The sequence below is a fragment of the Myxococcota bacterium genome (assembly GCA_039030075.1).
In the GTDB taxonomy this organism is placed as follows: Bacteria; Myxococcota_A; UBA9160; order UBA9160; family SMWR01; genus JAHEJV01.
Genome location: JBCCEW010000008.1, coordinates 29,665 through 49,736 on the forward strand (window position 1 = coordinate 29,665; position 20,072 = coordinate 49,736).

The window sequence follows — 20,072 nt, forward strand, 5'->3', positions numbered from 1 at the left end:
GGGCCGCCGACGGCCGCGGGCGGGGCTACGCTGTCGCCGTGGCTGAGACCTCCCGAGCCGTTTTCGTCGACGGCACCAACGCCTTGTACCGCGCGTTCTTTGCGCCCATGCCCGACCTGCGCGCGCCCGACGGCACGCCGACCAAGGCCGTCCTCGTCTTCACCAACATGTTGTTGAAGACGCTGCGCGAGGAGGCGCCCGACTACTGCGCGGTGGTCTTCGACGCGCGCGGCAAGACCTTTCGTCACAAGCTCTACGACGACTACAAGGCCGGGCGCGACGCCCAGCCCGAGGATCTCTCGGCCCAGATGCCGCTGGCCCACGAGGTGGTGCGCGCCCTGGCACTGCCCGTCCTCGAGGTGCCCGACGTCGAGGCCGATGACGTCATCGCCACGCTGGTTCGCAGCGCGCCGAAGGATACGCAGGTGTCGGTGGTCTCGACCGACCGCGACCTGATGCAGCTCGTGAGCGAACGCGTGCAGCTGCTGGATGGCATTCGCGACCGCCGCTACGGCCCCGAGGAGGTCGAGGCGCGCTTCGGCGTTCCGCCCGAGCAGGTCCTCGACGTGCGCGCGCTGGTCGGGGACAAGAGCGACAACATCCCCGGGGTCAAGGGGATCGGCGAGAAGGGCGCCGCCCAGCTGATCCAGACCTACGGCGACCTCGAGAACCTGATCGCCCATGCGGACGAGATCAAGGCGAAGCGCGCACGGGAGGCGCTGCAGAACCTCGCCGATGACGCGCGGCTGTCGAAGCGACTCGCCACGCTCAAGGAAGACGTTGCGCTTCCCGAGTCCTTCGAGGCCTTGCGCCGGGGGGATCCCGATCGCGACACGCTGCGCGCGCTCTACGAGCGGCTCGGCTTCGTGCGGCTGCTCGAGAGCCTGGACGCCGACGGCGGCGCGCCGGCGGCACCCGACAAGACCGACGTCGCGGTCGAGACCCTCCGCGATGCAAAGGCGGTCGCGGGGCTGGCGAAGCAGGTTGCCCAGTGGCCACAGGCTGCGCTCGTGGCGGTCGACAGCGGCGGCAGCGCCGTGGCGGGCGAGCTCTTCGGCGTCGCACTGGCGAAGGACGCCGACCAGGCGTGGTACGTCCCCGTCGGTGGAGGCGGCCCGGACTTCGAGTCGCTCGCGACCGCACTCGAGCCCGTTCTGGCGGGGAAGGTGGGCTGGGTCTCGAATGACACCAAGCGGCTCCAGTGCCTGTTCGCGGAACAGGGCCGCCCGCTCCCCGCCCCGCATTTCGACGTCGGTATCGCGGGCCAGCTCCTCGACGCATCGGGACCCCAGGGCGTGGAGCCCCTCGCGAAGGCCGTGCTCGGACGCACCGTGCGCAGCTGGGAAGACCTCGCGGGCCGTGGCGCGAAAGCGACGCCGGCGGCCGAGCTCCCGATCGAAGCGCTCTCGGGCTGGACCGGCGAGCAGGCGGCGGCGGTCGCCGCTCTGGTCGCGCCGCTCTCCGAGCGTCTCGAGGGGCTCGGCCTCTGGTCGCTCTTCGAAGACGTGGAGCTGCCGCTCACCCGCGTGCTGGCCGGGATGGAGCGTCACGGCGTGCGCGTCGACGAGGCCGTCCTGGCCCAGCTCTCGACCGAGTACGCGGGGCAGCTCGCGTCGATCGAGAAGGACATCTACGCCTCCGCCGAGGAGGAGTTTCTGATCTCGTCTCCGAAGCAGCTCCAGCGCATCCTCTTCGAGAAGCTGAAGCTGCCGGTGATCAAGAAGACGAAGACCGGTTACTCGACCGACGAAGGAGTGCTCGAGCAACTCGCCGAGCAGCACCCGCTGCCTGCCCAGATCCTCGCCTACCGACGGCTGTCGAAGCTGGTGAGCACCTACGTCGATGCGCTGCCACCGCTGATCGATGCGGGAACGGGTCGGGTGCACCCGACGTTCCACCAGCTGGGCGCCGCGACCGGACGTCTGTCGGCGACCCAGCCCAATGTGCAGAACATCCCGATCCGGACGGAGGAGGGCGTGCGGATCCGCGAAGCCTTCGTGCCGGCGGAGGGCTGCGTCCTGGCCTCGGCCGACTACTCCCAGGTCGAGCTGCGGATCCTGGCCCACTTTTCGAAGGACCCCAGCCTGATCGCAGCTTTCGAGCGCGGCGACGACATCCATCGGCAGACGGCGTCCGAAGTCTGGGAGGTCACCCCCGAAGAGGTGTCCTCGGACCAGCGTGCGCGCGCGAAAGCGGTGAACTTCGGCATCATCTACGGGCTGTCGTCCTTCGGCCTCGCCAACCAACTCGGGATCGCGAACGCGGAAGCCCAGGAGACGATCGACACCTACTTCGCACGCTATCCCGGCGTGCGCCGCTTCATCGACGAGACCATCGACCAGGCGAAGCACGATGGCGCGGTGCGCACCCTGCTCGGGCGACGCCGCGCACTTCCCGACCTGGGTTCGAGGAATCGCGCCCTGCGGCAGGCCGCCGAACGCATGGCGGTGAACACGGTGATCCAGGGGACCGCGGCCGATCTCATCAAACGGGCGATGCTCGATGTCGAAGCCCGTCTCTTCGAGATGGACAGTCGCGCTCGGCTGATCCTCCAGGTCCACGACGAACTCGTCCTCGAGGTGCCCGAGGCCGAGGCCGACGGTGTGTCCGGCGCAGTACGTGAAGTGATGGAGGCCGGCCTGCCGTTCGCCGTTCCGCTGCTGGTGGAGGTCGGGGTCGGCTCGAACTGGCGCGAGGCCCACTGAGGCGATCCGCCGGTTGCTCGGGACACGTTGCGCTCGGGCCGGCCTGATGCACCATGGCCCTTCCCGCGGAGCCAGCCCGGCTCTCCCGCGGGGATCGCGACCCGAATCCGAGGATCCAGGGGCGCGTCCCAGGGCCCTGAGGAGAACTCGACCGTTGGCGAAGCGCGCTCCGGGCCCCCCCACCGACGATCGTCCCCAGGAGAACTGGACCGACGAGGAAGCGATCGCCGGCGCGCGCGAGGGCGATCATCGGGCGTTCAAGGTGCTCGTCCAGCGCTACCAGGGCCGGGCCTACGGGCTGGCGCTGCGCATCCTGGGCGACCCGGACCGGGCCCGGGATGCGGTTCAGGAGTCCTTCCTGAAGGCCTATTCGGCCCTCGACCGCTTCGAGGGGCGCTCCGCCTTCTACACCTGGCTCTACCGGTTGGTCTTCAATCAGTGCATCGACATGAAGCGGCGCGACAAGACGGCGGGCCACCTGGAGTGGGACGACGAGGTCGCCCGCCAGGTGGTGCCGAGCTTCGAGGTCGGGCCCGGGGTCTCGGGCCTGGCGGACCCGGCCCACGAGGTCCACCGGGTCCAATTGCGTGAGGCTTTGGCGAAGGCGATCGAATCCCTGCCCGACGACGCGCGTCGTACGCTCGTCATGCGCGAAGTGGATGGTCTCTCCTACGCCGAAATCGCCAAAGCGCTCGAGATCCCGAAGGGGACCGTCATGAGCCGCCTCCACCACGCGCGACGCAGGGTCCGCAAGGCCCTGATCGAAGCCGGCGTCGTGGAAGGGGAACCCGAGAAGAGCGGAGACGCGGCATGAGCGAGCGCATTCCCGATTCCGTCCGCCTCCGGATCGAGGCCTACCACGACGAGGAGCTGTCCCGGTTCGGCCGCTGGCGCTTCGAGCGGGCGATGCGCCGCGATCCCGAGTTGCGCGTGGAGTTGCACCACCTGCGCAATCAGCGCCTCGCCCTCCAGAACCAGCTGCAGACCGAGGCCTTCGACATCTGGGACGAGATCGAGGAGCGCCTGCCGCCGGCAGCGCCGGCTCCCGTGGTCGAGGAGGCCCCGGGCTGGGATTGGGGGCTCGGCCGCTTCGGCTGGCCCGGCGCGGCCGTTGCCGCCACTGCCGTGGTCGCCGCGGTGTTCGCCTTCGGGGGGGCCGAGCCCGAGGCGCCGCCGGGGGGTATCGTCTCGTGGATCGACACCGGGGGCCACGACGTCATGCTGCTGCAGGGGGCGCCCGATACGACGATCATCTGGGTGGTCGGCGGGCCGACGACCCAGACTCCCACCGGAGGCACGCGATGATCCTGGGTGCGCCCACGCAGACCCGCCGTTTCCACCCGCTCCGCGGCTGGGCCCTTCTGCTCGTGTGCGCTCTGGCCGGGTTCGGCGCGGTCGCATCGGCCGAGGATGCTGAAGAGGTGCCGGTCAACGTAATCGTCGTCCACACCTCCGACGAGGCCGGCGGAGTCGATCCCCGGGCGAAGGACCTCGACGCGAAGCTGAAGGGCCAGCTCCGCTACAACCGCATGAAGGTGCTCCGCGAAGAGCGCGTGAACCTCAAGATGGACCAGGTGGGGACGATCCCGCTGCCCGATGGCCGCGCGGTGCGCGTTCAGCCCCTGCACAAGGGAAAGCAGGGCGTGCTGATGGCGGTCGACGTCGAGGACACCGTGAAGCTCGACGCGCGCGCCCCGAACCACCACAAGGTCGTGATCGGCGCGGGCGAGTACGAGGACGGGAACCTCGCCATCTCCATCGAACCCGACTACGCCGAGTAGACCCGGTTCGCGCCCATCCGCCGCCGGCGAGGCCCGGCCGCCACCCCGGCAAAGTGCCCCTCGCCGCCAAGGCCCGGAAAGAGCGGCCAAGCCACGTCGGGGCCGGTCCTTCTTGGGTCCAAACGCCCCCATTCTCGTTGGTGCGCGGGGCGGGCTCGAAACTTTTCGCACTCTCTTTGACACCTACTGGCGCAGAGAGCCACATCCCTATCAGACAGCAAAATATCCCCTTCCCAGGGAGGCCCGGGGTTCCACCTCGGGCCGTTCCTGTTTCTGGGGCCCGCTGTCGATCCGGCTGCGCCGGGGGGGCGACCGCCTCGAGGGCGCTGGAACGCGCGTCAGGCGAGCGAGAGCAGGTTGAGGCTGTAGCGGCCCTTCGTGTCGAGCCAACGCTCGGACAGGACGAGCCCGGCGCGCCCCGCCAGGTCCACGACTTCGCCCTCCGAGTACTTCGTAGAGTCCTCGGTGTGGATGAAGTCGCCCGCTTCGAATCGGTAGCCGCGGTCGAGGGCTTCGATGCGAACCTCACTCGAGCGTTCGCAGAGAAGGCCGAGCTCCACGCGGCCACCGTTGTCGATCACGCGCGCGCGGTGTCGCCAGGCGTCGAGCTCGAAGTCGCCTCCGAGCTCCCGATTGATCCGCGTGAGCAGGTTCTTGTTGAAACGCGCCGTGACGCCCTGCGGGTCGTCGTAAGCGTCCTCGAGGGTCGCGGTGTCCTTGCGGAGGTCGATCCCCAGCAGCAGGCGATCGTCTTCGGACATCTGCGCGCGCATGCCGCTCACGAACTGCAGCGCTTGCTCCCGCGTGAAGTTGCCAATGTTCGAGCCGAGCCAGGCGATCAGCTTGGGTTGGCGGGTTTCGCGGCCGACATGATGCAGGCCTTCGCGATACTCCCCGGCGATCGCCAGGATCTCGAGGGCCCCGTAGTCGGCGAGTAGCGCCTTCGCCGAGTCGTCGAGCATGGTGCGCGAGATGTCGACGGGGACGTAGCGAAGCCGACCCTGGCGGCGCAGGAACGCTTCGATCAGCAGGCGCGTCTTCGTGGAGCTCCCGCTCCCGAGTTCGGCCAGGGTGGAAGGGGTCGGGCAGGCGGCCACGATGGCGTCCGCGTGCTGCTCGAGGATCTCGTGCTCGGCGCGGGTGAGGTAGTACTCGGGAAGCTCGCAGATCTCCTCGAAGAGCTCGGATCCGAGCTCGTCGTAGAGAAAGCGGCAGGGGAGGGTACGTGGCTCTTTCCCGAGCCCGTCGGCGACGGCGCTGGCGAAGGAGTCCTGCGCTTCGGTGACCTCACCCTCGATCCATTCGTAGCGCGGCGATCGCTGCGCTCTCGGCATCTCACCTCCGGAGCGCGGGATCATGCACCTCTCGGCCACCGGACGCAAGCAGCCCCCGTGCTCCGTCGGAGCGGTAGCATGAAGCGGCGCGCCGCGTGCCCCGAGGCTCGATGAATACCCCTGCCCACGTCCTGGTGAACCTCGCGGTGCTCGACCGCTGGGCACCGCCGATGGTCCGTCGCTGGATCGCTGCCGGGGCCGTGCTGCCCGACCTGCCGATGTTCTTCTTCTACGCGTGGCAGCGCGTGCTCGGGCGACCCGACCGCGAAATCTGGGGCAGCCTCTACTTCGAAGCGGGTTGGCAACACTTCTTCGACGCCTTCAACTCGGTCCCGATCTTCCTCGCGTTGGCGATCGGGGCGTACACGACGAAGCGCTGGGGTGTCTGGTGGCTCTCGTTGAGCGTGCTCTTGCATTGTCTCGGCGACGCCTTCCTCCACCGCGAAGACGGACACCGGCATCTGTGGCCGCTCTCCGACGCGCGCTTCATGAGCCCGGTCTCGTATTGGGACCCGGCCCATCACGGAGTCTGGGGGAACGGCTTCGAGACCTTCGCGCTGCTGGCGTCGGTGTGGCTGCTGTGGCCCCGCTTCGGCGTGCGCGGGCGCGCGCTGCTCGGTCTCTTTGCCAGCGTCTCGATCGCGATCTGGCTCGGCTTCTACGTGCTCGGCGTGTTCGGGCCCGAGGTCGGCGCATGCCCCGACGGGCAGCCCACCTGCTGACGCGCGTGGGGCCTAGCCGGCCGGCGCATGCGGCAGCAGCACCTTCAGGGCCATGCCGCGCCGGGTCGACTCGGCGTCGATTTTCGCGTCCTGGGCACGGGCCGCGGTGAGCGGGTCGACGTGGAGCGTGACGTCCCCGCTGTGGACGACGAAGTCGCTGGGGTCGGAAGGCGAGATCACGAGTCGTGCCTGGTGGCGGGCGTCGACCAGGAGGCGCAGCACCTGATCCGGGGGCGCTTGAGACAGGCCCTGGACGAGCGCACCGGTGGCGGTCTCGCTGATCTCGATCGTGGGCGCCGTCGCATTCTCGGTGTCGAGGCCGAAGAGCGTGTGCAGCTCTCGACTGTCGTAGAGCTCGGTGATGATGTCGCAGCCTCCGACGAACTCGCCCTTCACGTAGAGCTGGGGGATCGTCGGCCATTCACTGAACTCCTTGATGCCGGCACGGAGTTCCGGATCCGAGAGCACGTCGCGCGTCTCGTAGTCGGCGACCAGCTGGTCGAGGAGCTGCACCACGGTGGCGGAGAATCCGCATTGGGGTGCTCCGCGCTCGCCCTTCATGAAGAGCAGTACGGGGTGGTTGTCGACGAGCTCTTGAATGCGCTGACGGGTGGCTTCTTCCAACGGCATCGCGCAAGGGTAACGCGACGGGTCGAGGCCCGCCGATCCGCCCCGAGCGCGGGGCCGGGCCACGCTCCGTGGGCGCTACCGTCCCGGCATGCTGCTGCGGCTCGAGGGGATCGGACGTCATTTCGGAGCGCGGGAGCTCTTCCGCGAGGCCGACCTGCACGTGGCGGCGGGGGATCGGATCGGGCTGATCGGTCGCAACGGGGTCGGGAAGACGAGCCTGCTGCGGATCGCGGCCGGCGAGGACGAGGCGGACGCAGGCCGGGTGATCCGGTCGCGCGGGGTGCGGGTCGGCCTGCTCCGGCAGGAGATCGATCCCGCGGCCGAGCGCAGCGTCCGTGAGGAAGCGGCGACCGCCACCCTTCACCTCGATGCCCTCGAGGCCGAGATTCGCGATCTCGAGAGCGAGATGGCGCAGCTGGGCGAACGCGGCGAGGAAGTGCACGATGCGCTCGCCGAGACCTACGATCGCCAGCGCAACGCCTTCGCGTTCGCGGGCGGTTTCGAGAGGGACGCCCAGCTCGAACGCGTCTTGGCGGGGCTCGGCTTCGCGGAGCGTGACTTCGACCAGCCGCTCTCGGCCTTCAGCGGCGGTTGGCTGATGCGGGTCGAGCTGGCGAAGCTCCTGCTCGGTGCCCCGGACATCCTGCTCCTCGACGAGCCCACGAATCATCTCGACCTGCCCTCGATCCAGTGGTTCGAGGAGACGCTGCGCGACTACCGTGGTGGCGTCATCGTGATCTCCCACGATCGCGCGTTCCTGCGTCGGCACGCGACGCGCATGGCCGAGCTCGAGCGCGGCGGGTTGATCGTGTTCGAGGGCGGCTATGACCGCTATCTCGAAGCGCGGGCCGCCCGTGAAGAAGAGTTGCGGGCCCGCGCGAAGAACCAGCAGCGGGAGATCGCCGAGACCGAGCGCTTCGTCGAGCGGTTTCGCTACAAGGCGTCGAAGGCGCGCCAGGTCCAGAGTCGGATCAAGGCGCTCGAGAAGCTCGATCGCATCGAGTCTCCCGAAGCCGGTGGGCGGACGCTGCGCCTCCGCATCCCGGAACCGAGGCGCTCCGGCGATTCCGTCGTCCAGCTGGAAGCGGCGACGAAGGCCTACGGAGACCAGGTCGTGTACGCCGGCGTCGATTTCGCACTGCGGCGCGGGGAACGCGTGGCACTGGTCGGCCCGAACGGCGCGGGGAAGTCGACGCTGCTCCGGATGGTCGCGGGCGTGCTGGCCATGGACGGGGGCGACCGCGCGCTGGGGCACCACGTCGACCTCGCCTTCTACGCCCAGCATCAGCTCGAGTCGCTCGATCCGAGTCGCACGGTCTACGAGGAGCTCGAGCGAGACGCGGTGTCCGACGACATTGCGCGGCTGCGCGGTCACCTGGGGGCGTTCCTGTTCTCGGGCGATGACGTCGAGAAGCGGGTGAGCGTGCTCTCGGGTGGCGAGAAGGCGCGTCTGGCTCTGGCGAAGCTGCTCCTGCGGCCGACGAACTTCCTGATTCTCGACGAGCCCACCAACCATCTGGACGTCGAGTCGTGTGAAGTGCTCGAGGGGGCGCTCTCCGACTACGCGGGCACGCTGCTCTTCATCTCCCACGATCGGGACTTCATCGACGCTCTGGCGACCCGTGTGGTCGACGTCCGCGACGGACAGCTCGAATCGTTTCCCGGGAACTACGACGACTACCAGCGCGGGCGCGCGAAGCGGGTCGCGACGGGCGAGGCCGAGACGACCACCCGGCGCACGGAGGCGACTGCCGCCCCGTCGAAGCAGGAGCGCATCGCCGCCCGCGAGCGGGAGAAGGCCCGCCAGCGCGCGCTCCAGCGAGAGAAGAAGCGCCTGGCCCAGCTCGAAGAGGAGATCCTCGCGCGCGAGGAGCGCTGCGAGGAACTCACCGGGGAGCTGGCCGCTCCCGACGTCTACTCGGACGCCGATTTCGTGCGGGCGACCGTCGCGGCGCGGGACGAGGTGCGGCAGGGGATCGACGCCCTGTACGTCGACTGGGAGGCCGCGGCCGCCGAGATCGAGCGCCTGGAAGGCGAGGCCGAGGCGCCGTCGGACGCCTGACCCGCGCGTGGTCGCGTTTCGCGTATGCTGCTGCCCCAGCGAGCGCCCAGGCGCGCTCGCCTACGCCAGCGAGGAGATTCCGTTGCCCGAATTCTGCACCGTCGAACGCGAGGGGCCGCTCTACATCGTCACGATGAACCGGCCCGAGGTCATGAACGCCCTGCATCCGCCGGCCAACTTCGAGCTGGCGGAAGCGTTCGATGCCTTCGTCGCCGATCCCGAGCTGTGGGTGGCCATCATCACCGGCGCCGGCGACCGCGCCTTCAGCGCGGGGAACGACCTGAAGTACACGGCGCAGAACGCAGGGAAGATGGGCGGCCCGGAGACGGGCTTCGCCGGCCTCACCTCGCGCTTCGACAACCCGAAGCCCGTGATCGCCGCCGTCGACGGCGTGGCCATGGGAGGTGGCTTCGAGATCGCGCTGGCCTGTGATCTGATCATCGCTGGTGATCGTTCGGTCTTCGCCTTGCCCGAGCCGCGCGTCGGTCTCGCCGCGCTGGCCGGCGGTATGCATCGTCTGCCCCGGGCGATCCCCCTGAAGCACGCGATGGGCATGCTCCTGACGGGCCGTCGCGTGAGCGCCGAAGAAGGCGAGCGCCTCGGGTTCGTGAACGAGGTGGTGCCCGCCGGGCAGGCGCTCGAGGGAGCGCGTCGCTGGGCCGCACAGATCCTCGAATGTGCGCCGCTCTCGGTGCGGGCTTCGAAGCAGTCGGCCTACGAGGGCCTCGATGCTCCGAGCCTCGAAGCCGCGTGCGGCGGATCCTACGAGCAGGTGCGCGCCATGGTGAAGAGCGAGGACTTCAAGGAGGGGCCCCGCGCTTTCGCCGAGAAGCGCGATCCGGTCTGGAAGGGGAAGTAGCCACGGCGAAACCCTGGACCGAGTTGGGACGGATCGCCTCACCCGGGGGCGAACTCGTCCTGCGCCAGCGCGGAGAGCGGGACTTCCTGATCACGGTCGACGGGCGCGTGCTGATGACGAGCACGGCGCATCGTTCCGAGTGCGATCTGGCGGCGTGGGTGTGCTCGGATCTCGAGCCGCCGCGGCCGCGGGTGCTGATCGGCGGACTCGGCATGGGGTACACCCTGCGCGCGGCCCTGGACGTTCTGCCCCCAGGTGCCCGGGTGTGCGCGGCCGAGCTCGAAACCGGCGTCGTCGACTGGTGCCGGGGGCCACTGGCACCGCTGACGGGGAACGCGATCGGGGATTCCCGGGTCGAGATCCGCGTCGGCGACGTGATGGAAGTCGTGCGCGAAGCCGCCGAGGGGCGACGTCCCGCCTTCGATGCGATCGCCATCGATCTCTTCGAGGGACCGCGGGGCGATCGGCGCGAGGAGACCCACCCGCTCTATGGCTCGGGAGCCTTGGGACTCTTCCAGGCGGCTCTCACCGAACGGGGCTGGCTCGGGGTGTGGTCCGAGGCGCCCGCCCAGGGCTTCGTCAAGCGCCTCGGGCGCCTGGGTTACGAGACCGAAACCCGACGCGCGGGCCGGGGCGGCCGGCACCATACGCTCTTTCGCGCGCGTCCCGCGCGTCAAGCCGCCCCCGGGTTCGGCCGAAACGCCGACCATGGACGCGCCCGCGGTTCTCATCGTCGACGACGGTGAGCTCGACGAGATCGAAGCCATCCTGACGGACCTCGGAGCCGCCGGCGAGCGCTGCTCCGACGGTTCGTTGGACCCGCTCCCGCGCCCCCGGGCCCTGCTCGTGACGTCGGGACCCCGGGCGATGGAGATGCCCCCTCTCATGGGCGAGGCCGAGCCGATCTGGGTGTGCCTCTACGGCCCGGACTTTCTGCCCCTGCGCGAACATTTGAAGGACAAGGGAGTTCACTACCTGGTCTCGGCGGAGCTTCCGCGCCGGGGATTGGCCCTGTTCCTGAACCAGCTCCTCCACGGCGGCTCGGACGAGCGCGGCGTGCGCCGGATCCCGCTCTCCTGTGCGCTCACCCTGGAGGTGGGCTTCGAGAAGCGGGCGGCCCAGCTGATCGAGCTGTCTCGCGAGAGCTGCGTGATCGCGACCGGAGAAGAGATCCCGGACGGGCCGCGCTTGAAGGTGTGTCTGCCGGCCGAGCTCACGGGCGATCAGAACCTCGAGCTCGAAGGCCAGTGGGTGCGCTCCGAGCGCGACGAGCGACCCGGCGAGGTCCCCCAGGTCCACTCGGTGATCCGCTTCCCGTCCTTGGGCGCCGACGACATGGCCCGGATTCACGATCTGCTCACCGGCCACGCGCCCGGCGCGCAGGTGACTCCGCTCGTGGCCGAGCCCGACACGGTCTCCGAGGATTCGCGCGCGGACTGGCTCTCCGACGATCTCCCCCCCGACTTCCAGGAGACCGCGGGCTGGAATCAGGAGCACGGAGAACGGCGACGCGATCCGCGCGTTCCCTACGACCGCCAGGTCGACGCGCTGCGCTGGCCGGGGCACGCGGGGTTGCGCACCGGGTTGGGACACGACCTGTCGCGTTCGGGTGTGCGCATCATCGCGGCGGCGCCGCCGCCGCTGGGCACGTCGCTCACGCTCGCCCTCTACGGCAGCAAGCGCGAGGAGCCCGTACTCGTCGACGCTGAAGTGGTGCGAGCCGGGGAGGGCGACGTCGGTCTCCGCTTCCTGCGGCTCGACCCGGGCCAGCGGCGCGGGATCGATCGCCTGATCGAGGCCGCTCCCCAGCTGGAGGATCTCGAGGCCGACCGCTCGCCCCTGCACATCGCGGAGATGATCCGCGACTAGATCGCGGACGGCGTGATGCGGTACACGATCCAGACCCCGAGCGCGCGATGAGTCAGACGAGTCGCGACGAGTCCGTCCAGCGACACGGCGGTGTGACGCCCCCGTTCCGGACGCTGCTGCTCTCCGCCGACCCGGACTGTCGCGCACAGGTCGAGCACGCATTGTTGCGCGGGCAGGACGAGGAAGAGTTCGCGCTCTTCTCGACCCATGACGTCGAGGAGGCGATCGCGCAGCTGGGTGCCGAGTCCTTCGAGGCACTCTTGATCGACCTCTCGGGTTTCGCCGGCGAGCGTCTGGCCCATCTGGAGCGGGTGCGGCGAGCCGGCGTGCGACTGCCGGTCCTGATCCTCTCCGACGAGGACGATCAGGACGAAGCGCTCGCGGCCCTGCGTACCGGCGCCCAGGACTACGTGGCGTTCCCCGCGGAAGGAGGGCGACGCCTCGTCCGCAGCCTGCGGCACGCGATGGAGCGTCATCGCCTGATCGACGAGCTCGAGGCGGCGCGCCACAGCGCGCTGCACGCGGCGACTCACGACGCGCTCACCCAGCTCCCGAACCGCTACCTGCTCGAACAGCAGATGCAGCGCGTGCTTCCGCAGGCCGCGCGTTCCCGCACCAGCGCGGCGATCCTCTACCTGGACCTCGATCGCTTCAAGTCGATCAACGACACCCTTGGCCACAGCGCAGGTGATGCGGTGCTGACCCAGGTGTCCCAGCGGCTCGCGCGCTGCACCCGCCTCGGCGACGTCGTGGCAAGGGTGGGCGGAGACGAGTTCCTCATCCTGCTGTCGGAGATCGGCGGCGATCACGCGCCCTCGGCTGTCGCCAACAAGATCCACGCCGAGATGCGCGAGCCTTTCCGGCTGAACGGCCGCGAGTTCTGGATCGGCGTCAGCATCGGGATCTCGGTGTTCCCGCGCGACGGTTCGAACCCCGAAGCACTGATCCGGAGCGCGGACCTGGCGCTCTACCAGGCGAAGTCGAACGGGCGTTCCCAGTCCCACTTCTACAACGAGGATCTGAATTCGGCGGCGCGTTCTCGACATGCCCGGGAACAGGGCCTTCGCAAGGCGCTCGAGTCGGGCGGATTGCGCATCGTCTACCAGCCGATCGTCGACGCCGGCTCGCTCGAAGTGGTGGGCGCCGAGGCGCTCCTGCGCTGGAACGATCCGACCCTGGGCGTCGTATCGCCGGCCGAGTTCATCCCGGTGGCCGAGGAGATCGGGTTGATCGTTCCGCTGGGCGACGCGGTGATCCGGACCGCCTGCGAGCAGCTCGCCCAGTGGAAGCGCGAAGGGCACCGACTGCGCATGATGGTCAACGTCTCGGCGCACCAGATCGCCGAGGAGCGGCTGCGCCGCACGGTCGTGCAGGCACTCTGGGATTCGGACATCGCGCCGGGCGAGCTCGAGCTGGAGGTGACCGAGAGCGCGTTGATGCGCGACGAGGACGAGGCGATCCGCACCTTTCGCGCCCTGAAGCGCATGGGCGTCGGAATCTCCCTGGACGACTTCGGGACGGGCTTCTCCTCGCTCAACTACCTCAAGCGCTTCCCGGTCGACACGGTGAAGATCGACCGTTCCTTCGTGCGTGATCTGGCCTTCGACGCCGACGACGCGGCCATCGTGGCGGCAATCCTCTCGATCGCGCGCCAGCTGGATCTGCGCGTCGTTGCCGAGGGTGTCGAGACCGAGGAGCAGCGCAGCTTCCTCTCGGAGCGCCGCTGCGACTGGCTCCAGGGCTTCCTCCTGAGTCCGCCGCTCCCCCCCGACGCGTTCAGGGAGCTCCTGCGGACAGGCATCGCACTGAAGAGCGACGACGGCGAGAGCTAGGAGCGCGTCGCCGGCTCCCCCAGTGCCTCGAGCCGACGGCGGGCCTCCTCGCGGAGGCCGGGGTACCAGTTCCCGTCGATGACCGTTCGAAGCAGGCGGCGCGCCTCTTCCTCGCGACCGGCATCGACATGGATCCGCGCCAGTCCGAGCAAGAGCTGGCCGTCCTCGGGATACCGTGTGAGCGCTCGCTCCACGATCTCTCGGCGCGTCTCGAGATCGTCGCCCGGGAGGCCCGCACCAAAGGTGCGGGCAATGCGCCACTCGAGACCGGGCGTGGTGGATCCCAGCCGTCGCGACCTCTCGTAGCGCGTCCGGGCTTCGCGCAAGCGCTCCCGGTCGACCTGCTTCTCGTTGACTGCCAGGCGGTACGCCACGTCGCCCGCCAGCTGCAGGACGGCGGGATCGTCCGGCGCCGAGGCCAGCGCGACGTCGACGGCACGGGATGCGCGATCCGTCACACCGAGGGTGGCTTCGGCAAGGCCGAACACGGCGTTCGCGCGCGGCGCCTCCGGGTCCCGGTACCACGGTGCGACGAGAGCCAGCGCGGCGGCGGCTCGGTAGTGCCCGAACTGGATCGTGGCCTCGGCGAGTTGCGCTGCCACGACCTCGGGCGCGAGCGTCCGGACTTCCATCTCGGGTTCGTCTTCCGGGATCGGTTCCTCGAAGTCGATCAGCCGATAGCGGGTCTTCAGGAACTCGAGGTGCGCCTCGACTTCCTCGTCGAAGGCCGCGAGCGACGTCCCGAAGGCGGTCTCGAAGGCGCTCCGCCAGGGCTCGCCCACCGCCAGGCGCTCGAGGTAGTCGACACCGGCGTCGAGAGGGGATTCACCGCTCGGGCGCCGCCCGGTGTGCAGGTAGTGGACGACGAGCCATGCGTTCGCGTAGTACGCGTGGAGGTCTTCGTGCGGGGAATGCGTCGGGTCCAGCAGTTGCCAGACCGGGATCCGCCCGCGCGCCGCGAGCGCCATCGCCCGCATCGTCTCCGGCCGGCCGATGGTCGCCAGATCGTGGCGAACCTGGGTCGATTCCAGGAACTCGGCGAGTCCCTCCGTGTACCAGGTCGGATAGCGGATCCGCTGCTGCGCCATCAGCTCGTGGACGATCTCGTGGGAGAGGGTCGCCCGGGTGTCGTCGACGTTCTGGATCGGGGCGACGATCAGGCCACCCGAGTGGATGTTCGCGCGAACACCCCGGGCGAAGTCCGGGAGCACGGCGGCGAGAACCTTCGGGTCCGCGATGGCGTAAACCGTGGCTCGTTCCGTCGGGACCACCTGGGTGGCCCGCGAGAGGAGTCCCGCGAAGCGCTCGAGCTCCGTTGCCGCCACCCGCGCTGCCTCGGGAGGGGCGTCCGATCGCACCCGGAACGTCGGGGTCTCGACCTCGATCCAATCGCGCGCGGACAGGTCGATGGGCGGGTAGTAGGGGCGTGCGACGCGTCCCGAGCTGCAAGCGCAGACGAGCGTGAGGGCGATGACCAAGAACAGGGAAATCGGCTTCATGGTTCGAAGGACAGCAACGGGTGAAACGCGAGCTGCACACCTTCGCGCGTGTGCTCGGGGTCGGTCAACAGGCGGTCGGCCGGGCGGGCGGCGTCGCGGTGGGGGCGGTTGTCCTCGGTGATGCTGCCTTCGCGCAGACGCACCTTCACTTCACTCGTCTTGAGGCGAAACGTGATGTCGAGCCCGCCGATGCCGTGAAAGACCCTTCGGCCATCGCGGTCATAGGCCTGGACGAGCAGCGACATGACCGGCCACTGGCCCCCGCGGAGGGAGCCTCCGGCGCCGTGCACGCCACCGACGGTCCTGCGCACTCCATCCCAGCGCAGGGAGGTTCAGGCCGGGTGAGCCGTGCGTACGACCAGGTCGCTCATCAAAACGACGTCGAAGTCGCCGTAGCGCGAAAGCTGCTCGAAGAGTTTCGCTGCCGCGGGCTGGGGCAGCGGAGGGAACGGGCGCCTTCGGGAGGGCTTGGTGAACTCGACGTTCTTCGTGGCCTGGCTCCAGGCACGGCGGTAGCGAAACGGCGTCGTCTCGACCTGGGTCTTCCCGTGCTCGTCGAGATACGCCTTGATCATCTCGAAGGTGTAGTCGCGACCGTCCTGGAGCTCGGGCGCGACGCTACCCATGGCATTGATCGGGGCCAGGAAGACTCCCGTGAGCTCCGGCGCGCCCTCGTAGCCGGGTTCGATCGTGTAGGGGTGACGGGGCACGGTGCCGCACGCGATCCAGGCCACACAGACGATCACGAAGGCCCACCGCATCTCATCCCCCCTTCGTCGGAGCGAAGATCTGAAAGCTCTGGCGCTCCAGGATCGCATGGTCCGCGACGCGGACGTAGCCCGCGGCTTCCATCTCCCGGACGATCGCATCGGGCTCGCTGTAGTGGCCGAAGGTGCGCGGGAACCAGCTGCGGTCGTCGAGTTCGACGATGGCGACGCGACCCCGCGGTGAGAGGTCGCCGAGCACCCCGCGGAAGTAGTCCGGGCGGTCCTGGATGTGATGGTAGGTATTCGAGAGGAACACCAGATCGATCTCGCCGTCGGGAAGCTGCGGATCCTCGAACGCGCCTCGGACCACCTCGACGTTGGTCCGGCCTTCGTCCGCGACACGACCCGTGAGGTACTCGAGCATGTCGTCGTCGACGTCCACGGCGAAGACACGACCCTCGGCTCCCACGGCGTCGGCGAACCGGAAGCTGAAGTAGCCACCGCCGGCGCCGATGTCGGCGACGCGATCGCCCGGGGAGATCTCCAGGAGGCGAAGGACCTGGTCGGGCTGCTGCCAGCCGTCCCGTGAGAAACCCTCGTAGCCGAAGCGCTTCCAGGCGCCGCAGCCGAGCGCGAGGCAGGCGCAGAGCAGGCAGAGCAAGGCCGGGAAACGTCGGGGCATGGCGTTCTCCGTCGGGCGCCCCGCCAGCTTGCCAGAATCGGCGGCCGGCCTGAACCCCGCAGGGCGCGGCTCGGCTTGCCAGGGCCTGCCCGAACTTGCTTTGCTCCCGGGGTGAACGCCCCCGCACCCCGTTCTCGTTGGCTCGCCGCCGCCCTGTTCCTGGCCCTGGCCGGGGGGTCCGTGCCGGCAGCAAGTCAGCTTGCGTTCGGCGACGACGACCGCGTTCCGCTGGGCGCCCTCCTCGAGGTGATCGTCGAGGGCGAGGAGCTCTTCGCCTTCGACGCCCAGACCGGCGGCACCTCGGTGGAGCGACTTCGCGTCGGTGAAACCGTCCTGTGGAGCGACAGTCGCGGACTCCTGGCGGTCGTGATCACCGACCAGCGCATCCTCGCCATCGCGACTCGGTCGTCACGTTGGCAGAGCGTCGACTACGAGCGGAGGGAGCCGCCGCCCCGTTCGGCCCTGCTCGGAGACCGTGTGGCGCTGGTGCCGCTCGCGCGCCGTGTGCTCGGGTTCCTGGGGACGACCAGTCGCTTCTCGGAGGAGCGGCTCGGACCGCATCAAGAGCTGCGCGCGACGCGCGTGGGCGCCAACGTCGGGATCGTGGTGACCGATCGCGAAGCGCTCGGGCTGTCTCCCAGCGCGGGCGGCTTCTTTCCGATTCGGCTCCAGCTCAAGGAGAAGATCCGCGCCGTCGAGGCGGCTTCGAACCTGGCCACCGTTCGCACGAGTCAGCGGATTCTCGTCTTTCGCTCTCCGAGTGGCACCTGGGCCGAGCGCCGTCACTGAGGCTTCGGTTCGTTCCAACCCAGCGCGGCGTGGATCGCGTGATACACGTAGCTCTGCTCGCGGACTCCATGGAAGAGTGCCGCGCCCGGGCCGTCGGCGTAGAGCGGAACGTCTTCCCCGGCGTGGGTCTCCGCGATCAGCGGCACCGCGCTCTCCTGGAGGTAGCGCGGGTGCATCGTGTCCACCTCGCCGAGGTCGGGCCGCCCCTTCGTCACACCCTCGGCCTTGCGCGGGAAGTGGGGCAGCTGCTTCGGCCCCTCGGGTTGGGAATCGGAAGCGCCCGGGTAGCCGGGCCCGTTGGCATAGCCCAGGGTCGTGTAGGGAAGTCCGCTCGCGTCCTTCGCCGGTTCGGTCTGGGGCTCGCCGTGCACGTCGTTGCCGTGCACGAGGCCGAGGATCGGATTTCCGCGCGTCGGGTAGCCGGCGACCGTGAAGACGTGGCTGTGGTCGGCGGTCACGACGATCAGGGTCTCCGACAGGTCGACGCGCTGGACCGCCGTCGCCACCGCATTCGAGAAGGCGATCGTGTCGTGGAGGGCGAGGAACGCGCTCGAGGCGTGGTGCCCGTGGTCGATGCGGCCCGCCTCCACGAGCAGCACGTAGCCTTCGTCACCCTGGGCGAGGCGCTCGATCGCGACGCCGGTCATCTCTGCGAGGGAGGGCTCGCCGGCGCCGTCGCGCGGGCGCTGGGCCTCGAACTGCATGTGGGACGGCTCGAAGAGACCGAAGAGCGCACCGGGTTCGGTCGGCGAGAGCGTCGTCAGCTGCTCCCGATTCCAGACGAAGTGGCGGTCCTTGCCCCCGGCGCGCCAGCTCTCGATCAGATTCTCGCCGTCCTTTCGAGCGCCTTTCTTCTCGGGGTACTCGGGATCGGCGGTGGTATTCGGCAGGAACTGGGCGCGGCCGCCCCCGAGGATGACGTCGAGGCCGGACCCGTTGGCGAACTCGACGAGCTGGCGCGCAATGTCGCGGACGCCCGCCGCCTGCGCCTCGTCGCTGAGGTCCGCGTCGGACTCCCAGTCGCGTTCGCTCGTGTGAGCGTAGGCGGCCGCGGGGGTGGCGTGGGTGATGCGCGCCGTGCTCACGATTCCGGTGCCGACGCCCCGCGCCTTCGCCTCTTCGAAGAGGGTCCGCAGGCGCAGCGCTGCGTCGGCCGGTCGCCCGCGCGGTGCGGAGGGCGACAGGTTGATCACGCCCGCGCGTGTCTTCACGCCGGTGAGCATGGCCGTCGCCGTCCCCGCCGAGTCGGCCACCTGCTGGTTCGTGTTGTAGGTCTTGACCAGTGCGACGTGGGGCAAACGCTCGAAGGCCAGCGTGTTCTCCTCGCCGGGCTGGCCCCGCAGCTGTCCTTCGAAGATCCGGGCTGCGGTCACCGTGCTCACGCCCATGCCGTCGCCGATGAACAGGATCACGTTGCGGGCGGGCCGGGAGAGTGGGGAGCGGTCGAGTGCGCGCTGGACCGCGGCCTGGCCCTGTCGGCGCCAGGCGTCCGCGCTCGGGTCCGCCCGGCCCGGGACGGGGTTCGCGAACAGGACCCAGGCGCCGAGAGCGAGAGCGGAGAGGGGTGCGAATCGCTTCATTTCGAGGCTCCTGCGCGTGCAGGACGGGCGCGGCGGCACACCCCCTGCTGTTCGAGTTCGCGTCGTGCCTGCCCAGCCCAGTCCTTCTGGGCCCGGGGGTTGGCGGGGCTGGGGTGCAGGATCCGCGCGTGTCTCACGCGGTCGCCGAGCACGGTCTGCGCGCGCTCGCTGGCAAACGCCCCGATGCCGACGACCCAGCTGGGTTCGAGCACGGTGACCACGCGCCGCAGGTGGCGGTCGCAGGCGACGTAGAGCGCCTCGCGCTCCGCCACGGGCAGCTTGTCGGGGGTGCGGTTGCGTCCGCTCGCTTCCATGAAGAGGAGAGGGCAGTAGTTCGCGATGAAGAACTGGCGGAAGAACCGCCCCGGGGTTCCGAACTCGCTGCGAATCGCGCCCCACACGCGGGTGCCACTCACCTCGCTGCGCTCGCAGCCGAAACCCTGAATCGGTCGCTTCGGATGCTCGCGCTCGGGCCGACCCACCGCCGCTTCCAGTCCGAGGAAGTCGCGCACGAAGCCGACCTCGCCGAAGGGAACGCCTGTCTGGGCCATGCCGAACGGGCCGGGGTTCATGCCGAGAAACACCACCCGCTTCCGCGCTTTCGCGTACGTCTCGAGGTAGCGGTCGTGGGGCTTCCGCGCGTAGTCGAGCGGGTCGTAGACGTGACTCACGGGCGCGGCGAACGAGAGCTCGCGCAGCTCGCGGCTGAGTCGCCGGGCGGCCTGGCGGAGGGCGCCGGCTGTGGTGGGGGGCATGGGATCCTCCGGAGCGAGTGCGTACCGAACCGGGGGCGGCGGTGCGAGGCCGGTTCGAGCGCGGCGGCCGAGGCGGACGTTGGGTCTCAAGGGAGGCCTTCGACCTGTCGAATTGCTATGTCACGGGTCCGGAGCGAATCCGGGGCCACGCGGCAAAGGACTCCAGAAAGTGCGTATTCCCGCCGATTTGCGAGGTTCGCTGCGGATCGCGGAAGAGCGGTCCCGAGGGTGGTCCCCTCGGGCTAGTCTACGCGGCCGAGGGGGGT

19 protein-coding genes are annotated in these 20,072 nt (G+C 69.5%); 11 read left to right on the top strand and 8 right to left on the bottom strand.

All coding sequences use genetic code 11. From position 1 onward, the window contains the following. The first annotated feature begins 38 nt into the window (after window positions 1-38). The 4 genes from polA to AAF430_10605 all read left to right on the top strand — a co-directional run bounded on the left by polA (window position 39) and on the right by AAF430_10605 (window position 4,486). Window positions 39-2,705, top strand: a complete 2,667-nt coding sequence (polA, locus tag AAF430_10590; GenBank protein MEM7410670.1) for a DNA polymerase I — start codon at window positions 39-41, stop codon at window positions 2,703-2,705. 154 nt (window positions 2,706-2,859) lie between these two features. Then, window positions 2,860-3,519 (top strand): sigma-70 family RNA polymerase sigma factor, encoded by a 660-nt coding sequence (locus AAF430_10595; protein ID MEM7410671.1) that lies wholly within the window; start codon window positions 2,860-2,862, stop codon window positions 3,517-3,519. Beyond that, window positions 3,516-4,010: a hypothetical protein gene (locus AAF430_10600; protein ID MEM7410672.1), complete on the top strand. Its 495-nt coding sequence runs from the start codon at window positions 3,516-3,518 to the stop codon at window positions 4,008-4,010. The genes AAF430_10595 and AAF430_10600 overlap by 4 nt, the downstream gene beginning before the upstream one ends. Continuing rightward, a complete protein-coding gene (locus AAF430_10605; protein MEM7410673.1) occupies window positions 4,007-4,486 on the top strand; it encodes a hypothetical protein in 480 nt (159 codons plus the stop codon). The genes AAF430_10600 and AAF430_10605 overlap by 4 nt, the downstream gene beginning before the upstream one ends. Window positions 4,487-4,824: 338 nt before the next feature. On the opposite strand, the gene egtD is transcribed toward AAF430_10605, so the two are convergent. Beyond that, on the bottom strand, window positions 4,825-5,820 hold the full coding sequence (gene egtD, locus AAF430_10610) for an L-histidine N(alpha)-methyltransferase (protein ID MEM7410674.1): 996 nt from the start codon (window positions 5,818-5,820) through the stop codon (window positions 4,825-4,827). A gap of 110 nt (window positions 5,821-5,930) precedes the next feature. Between egtD and AAF430_10615 the strand changes: the two genes are divergently transcribed. Further along, complete coding sequence (locus tag AAF430_10615) at window positions 5,931-6,542, top strand: hypothetical protein (protein MEM7410675.1); 612 nt, start codon at window positions 5,931-5,933, stop codon at window positions 6,540-6,542. 12 nt (window positions 6,543-6,554) lie between these two features. Here the strand turns inward: AAF430_10615 and grxD are convergent, their stop codons facing one another. Continuing rightward, window positions 6,555-7,172, bottom strand: coding sequence for a Grx4 family monothiol glutaredoxin (gene grxD / locus AAF430_10620; GenBank protein ID MEM7410676.1), 618 nt, complete (start codon window positions 7,170-7,172; stop codon window positions 6,555-6,557). 88 nt (window positions 7,173-7,260) lie between these two features. Between grxD and AAF430_10625 the strand changes: the two genes are divergently transcribed. The 5 genes from AAF430_10625 to AAF430_10645 all read left to right on the top strand — a co-directional run bounded on the left by AAF430_10625 (window position 7,261) and on the right by AAF430_10645 (window position 13,794). After that, window positions 7,261-9,234 carry an ABC-F family ATP-binding cassette domain-containing protein gene (locus AAF430_10625; protein MEM7410677.1) on the top strand — a complete coding sequence of 658 codons (1,974 nt, stop codon included), beginning with the start codon at window positions 7,261-7,263 and terminating at the stop codon, window positions 9,232-9,234. Window positions 9,235-9,316: 82 nt separating this feature from the next. Next, the gene (locus AAF430_10630) at window positions 9,317-10,093 is read left to right on the top strand and encodes an enoyl-CoA hydratase-related protein (GenBank protein ID MEM7410678.1); all 777 of its coding nucleotides are present in this window, start codon (window positions 9,317-9,319) and stop codon (window positions 10,091-10,093) included. A gap of 23 nt (window positions 10,094-10,116) precedes the next feature. Further along, on the top strand, window positions 10,117-10,839 hold the full coding sequence (locus AAF430_10635; GenBank protein ID MEM7410679.1) for a spermidine synthase: 723 nt from the start codon (window positions 10,117-10,119) through the stop codon (window positions 10,837-10,839). Next, entirely contained in the window at window positions 10,802-11,962 is a 1,161-nt protein-coding gene (locus AAF430_10640; protein MEM7410680.1) for a PilZ domain-containing protein, read from the top strand. Before AAF430_10635 ends, AAF430_10640 begins: the two co-directional genes overlap by 38 nt. A 47-nt stretch (window positions 11,963-12,009) precedes the next feature. Then, on the top strand, window positions 12,010-13,794 hold the full coding sequence (locus AAF430_10645) for an EAL domain-containing protein (protein MEM7410681.1): 1,785 nt from the start codon (window positions 12,010-12,012) through the stop codon (window positions 13,792-13,794). Here the strand turns inward: AAF430_10645 and AAF430_10650 are convergent. The 4 genes from AAF430_10650 to AAF430_10665 form a co-directional block, all read right to left on the bottom strand. After that, window positions 13,791-15,293 (bottom strand): tetratricopeptide repeat protein, encoded by a 1,503-nt coding sequence (locus AAF430_10650; GenBank protein MEM7410682.1) that lies wholly within the window; start codon window positions 15,291-15,293, stop codon window positions 13,791-13,793. The genes AAF430_10645 and AAF430_10650 overlap by 4 nt on opposite strands. Next, complete coding sequence (locus tag AAF430_10655; GenBank protein ID MEM7410683.1) at window positions 15,290-15,538, bottom strand: hypothetical protein; 249 nt, start codon at window positions 15,536-15,538, stop codon at window positions 15,290-15,292. The genes AAF430_10650 and AAF430_10655 overlap by 4 nt, the downstream gene beginning before the upstream one ends. An 87-nt stretch (window positions 15,539-15,625) precedes the next feature. Then, the gene (locus AAF430_10660) at window positions 15,626-16,054 is read right to left on the bottom strand and encodes a hypothetical protein (GenBank protein MEM7410684.1); all 429 of its coding nucleotides are present in this window, start codon (window positions 16,052-16,054) and stop codon (window positions 15,626-15,628) included. A gap of 1 nt (window position 16,055) precedes the next feature. Next, complete coding sequence (locus tag AAF430_10665) at window positions 16,056-16,682, bottom strand: methyltransferase domain-containing protein (protein MEM7410685.1); 627 nt, start codon at window positions 16,680-16,682, stop codon at window positions 16,056-16,058. A gap of 111 nt (window positions 16,683-16,793) precedes the next feature. On the opposite strand from AAF430_10665, the gene AAF430_10670 reads away from it, so the two are divergent. Beyond that, complete coding sequence (locus tag AAF430_10670) at window positions 16,794-17,471, top strand: hypothetical protein (GenBank protein ID MEM7410686.1); 678 nt, start codon at window positions 16,794-16,796, stop codon at window positions 17,469-17,471. Here the strand turns inward: AAF430_10670 and AAF430_10675 are convergent. Together AAF430_10675 and AAF430_10680 are read right to left on the bottom strand one after the other, a co-directional pair. Next, window positions 17,465-19,051, bottom strand: coding sequence for an alkaline phosphatase (locus AAF430_10675; GenBank protein MEM7410687.1), 1,587 nt, complete (start codon window positions 19,049-19,051; stop codon window positions 17,465-17,467). The genes AAF430_10670 and AAF430_10675 overlap by 7 nt on opposite strands. Beyond that, window positions 19,048-19,806, bottom strand: a complete 759-nt coding sequence (locus AAF430_10680) for a uracil-DNA glycosylase family protein (protein ID MEM7410688.1) — start codon at window positions 19,804-19,806, stop codon at window positions 19,048-19,050. Before AAF430_10680 ends, AAF430_10675 begins: the two co-directional genes overlap by 4 nt. Window positions 19,807-20,072 lie beyond the last annotated feature (266 nt).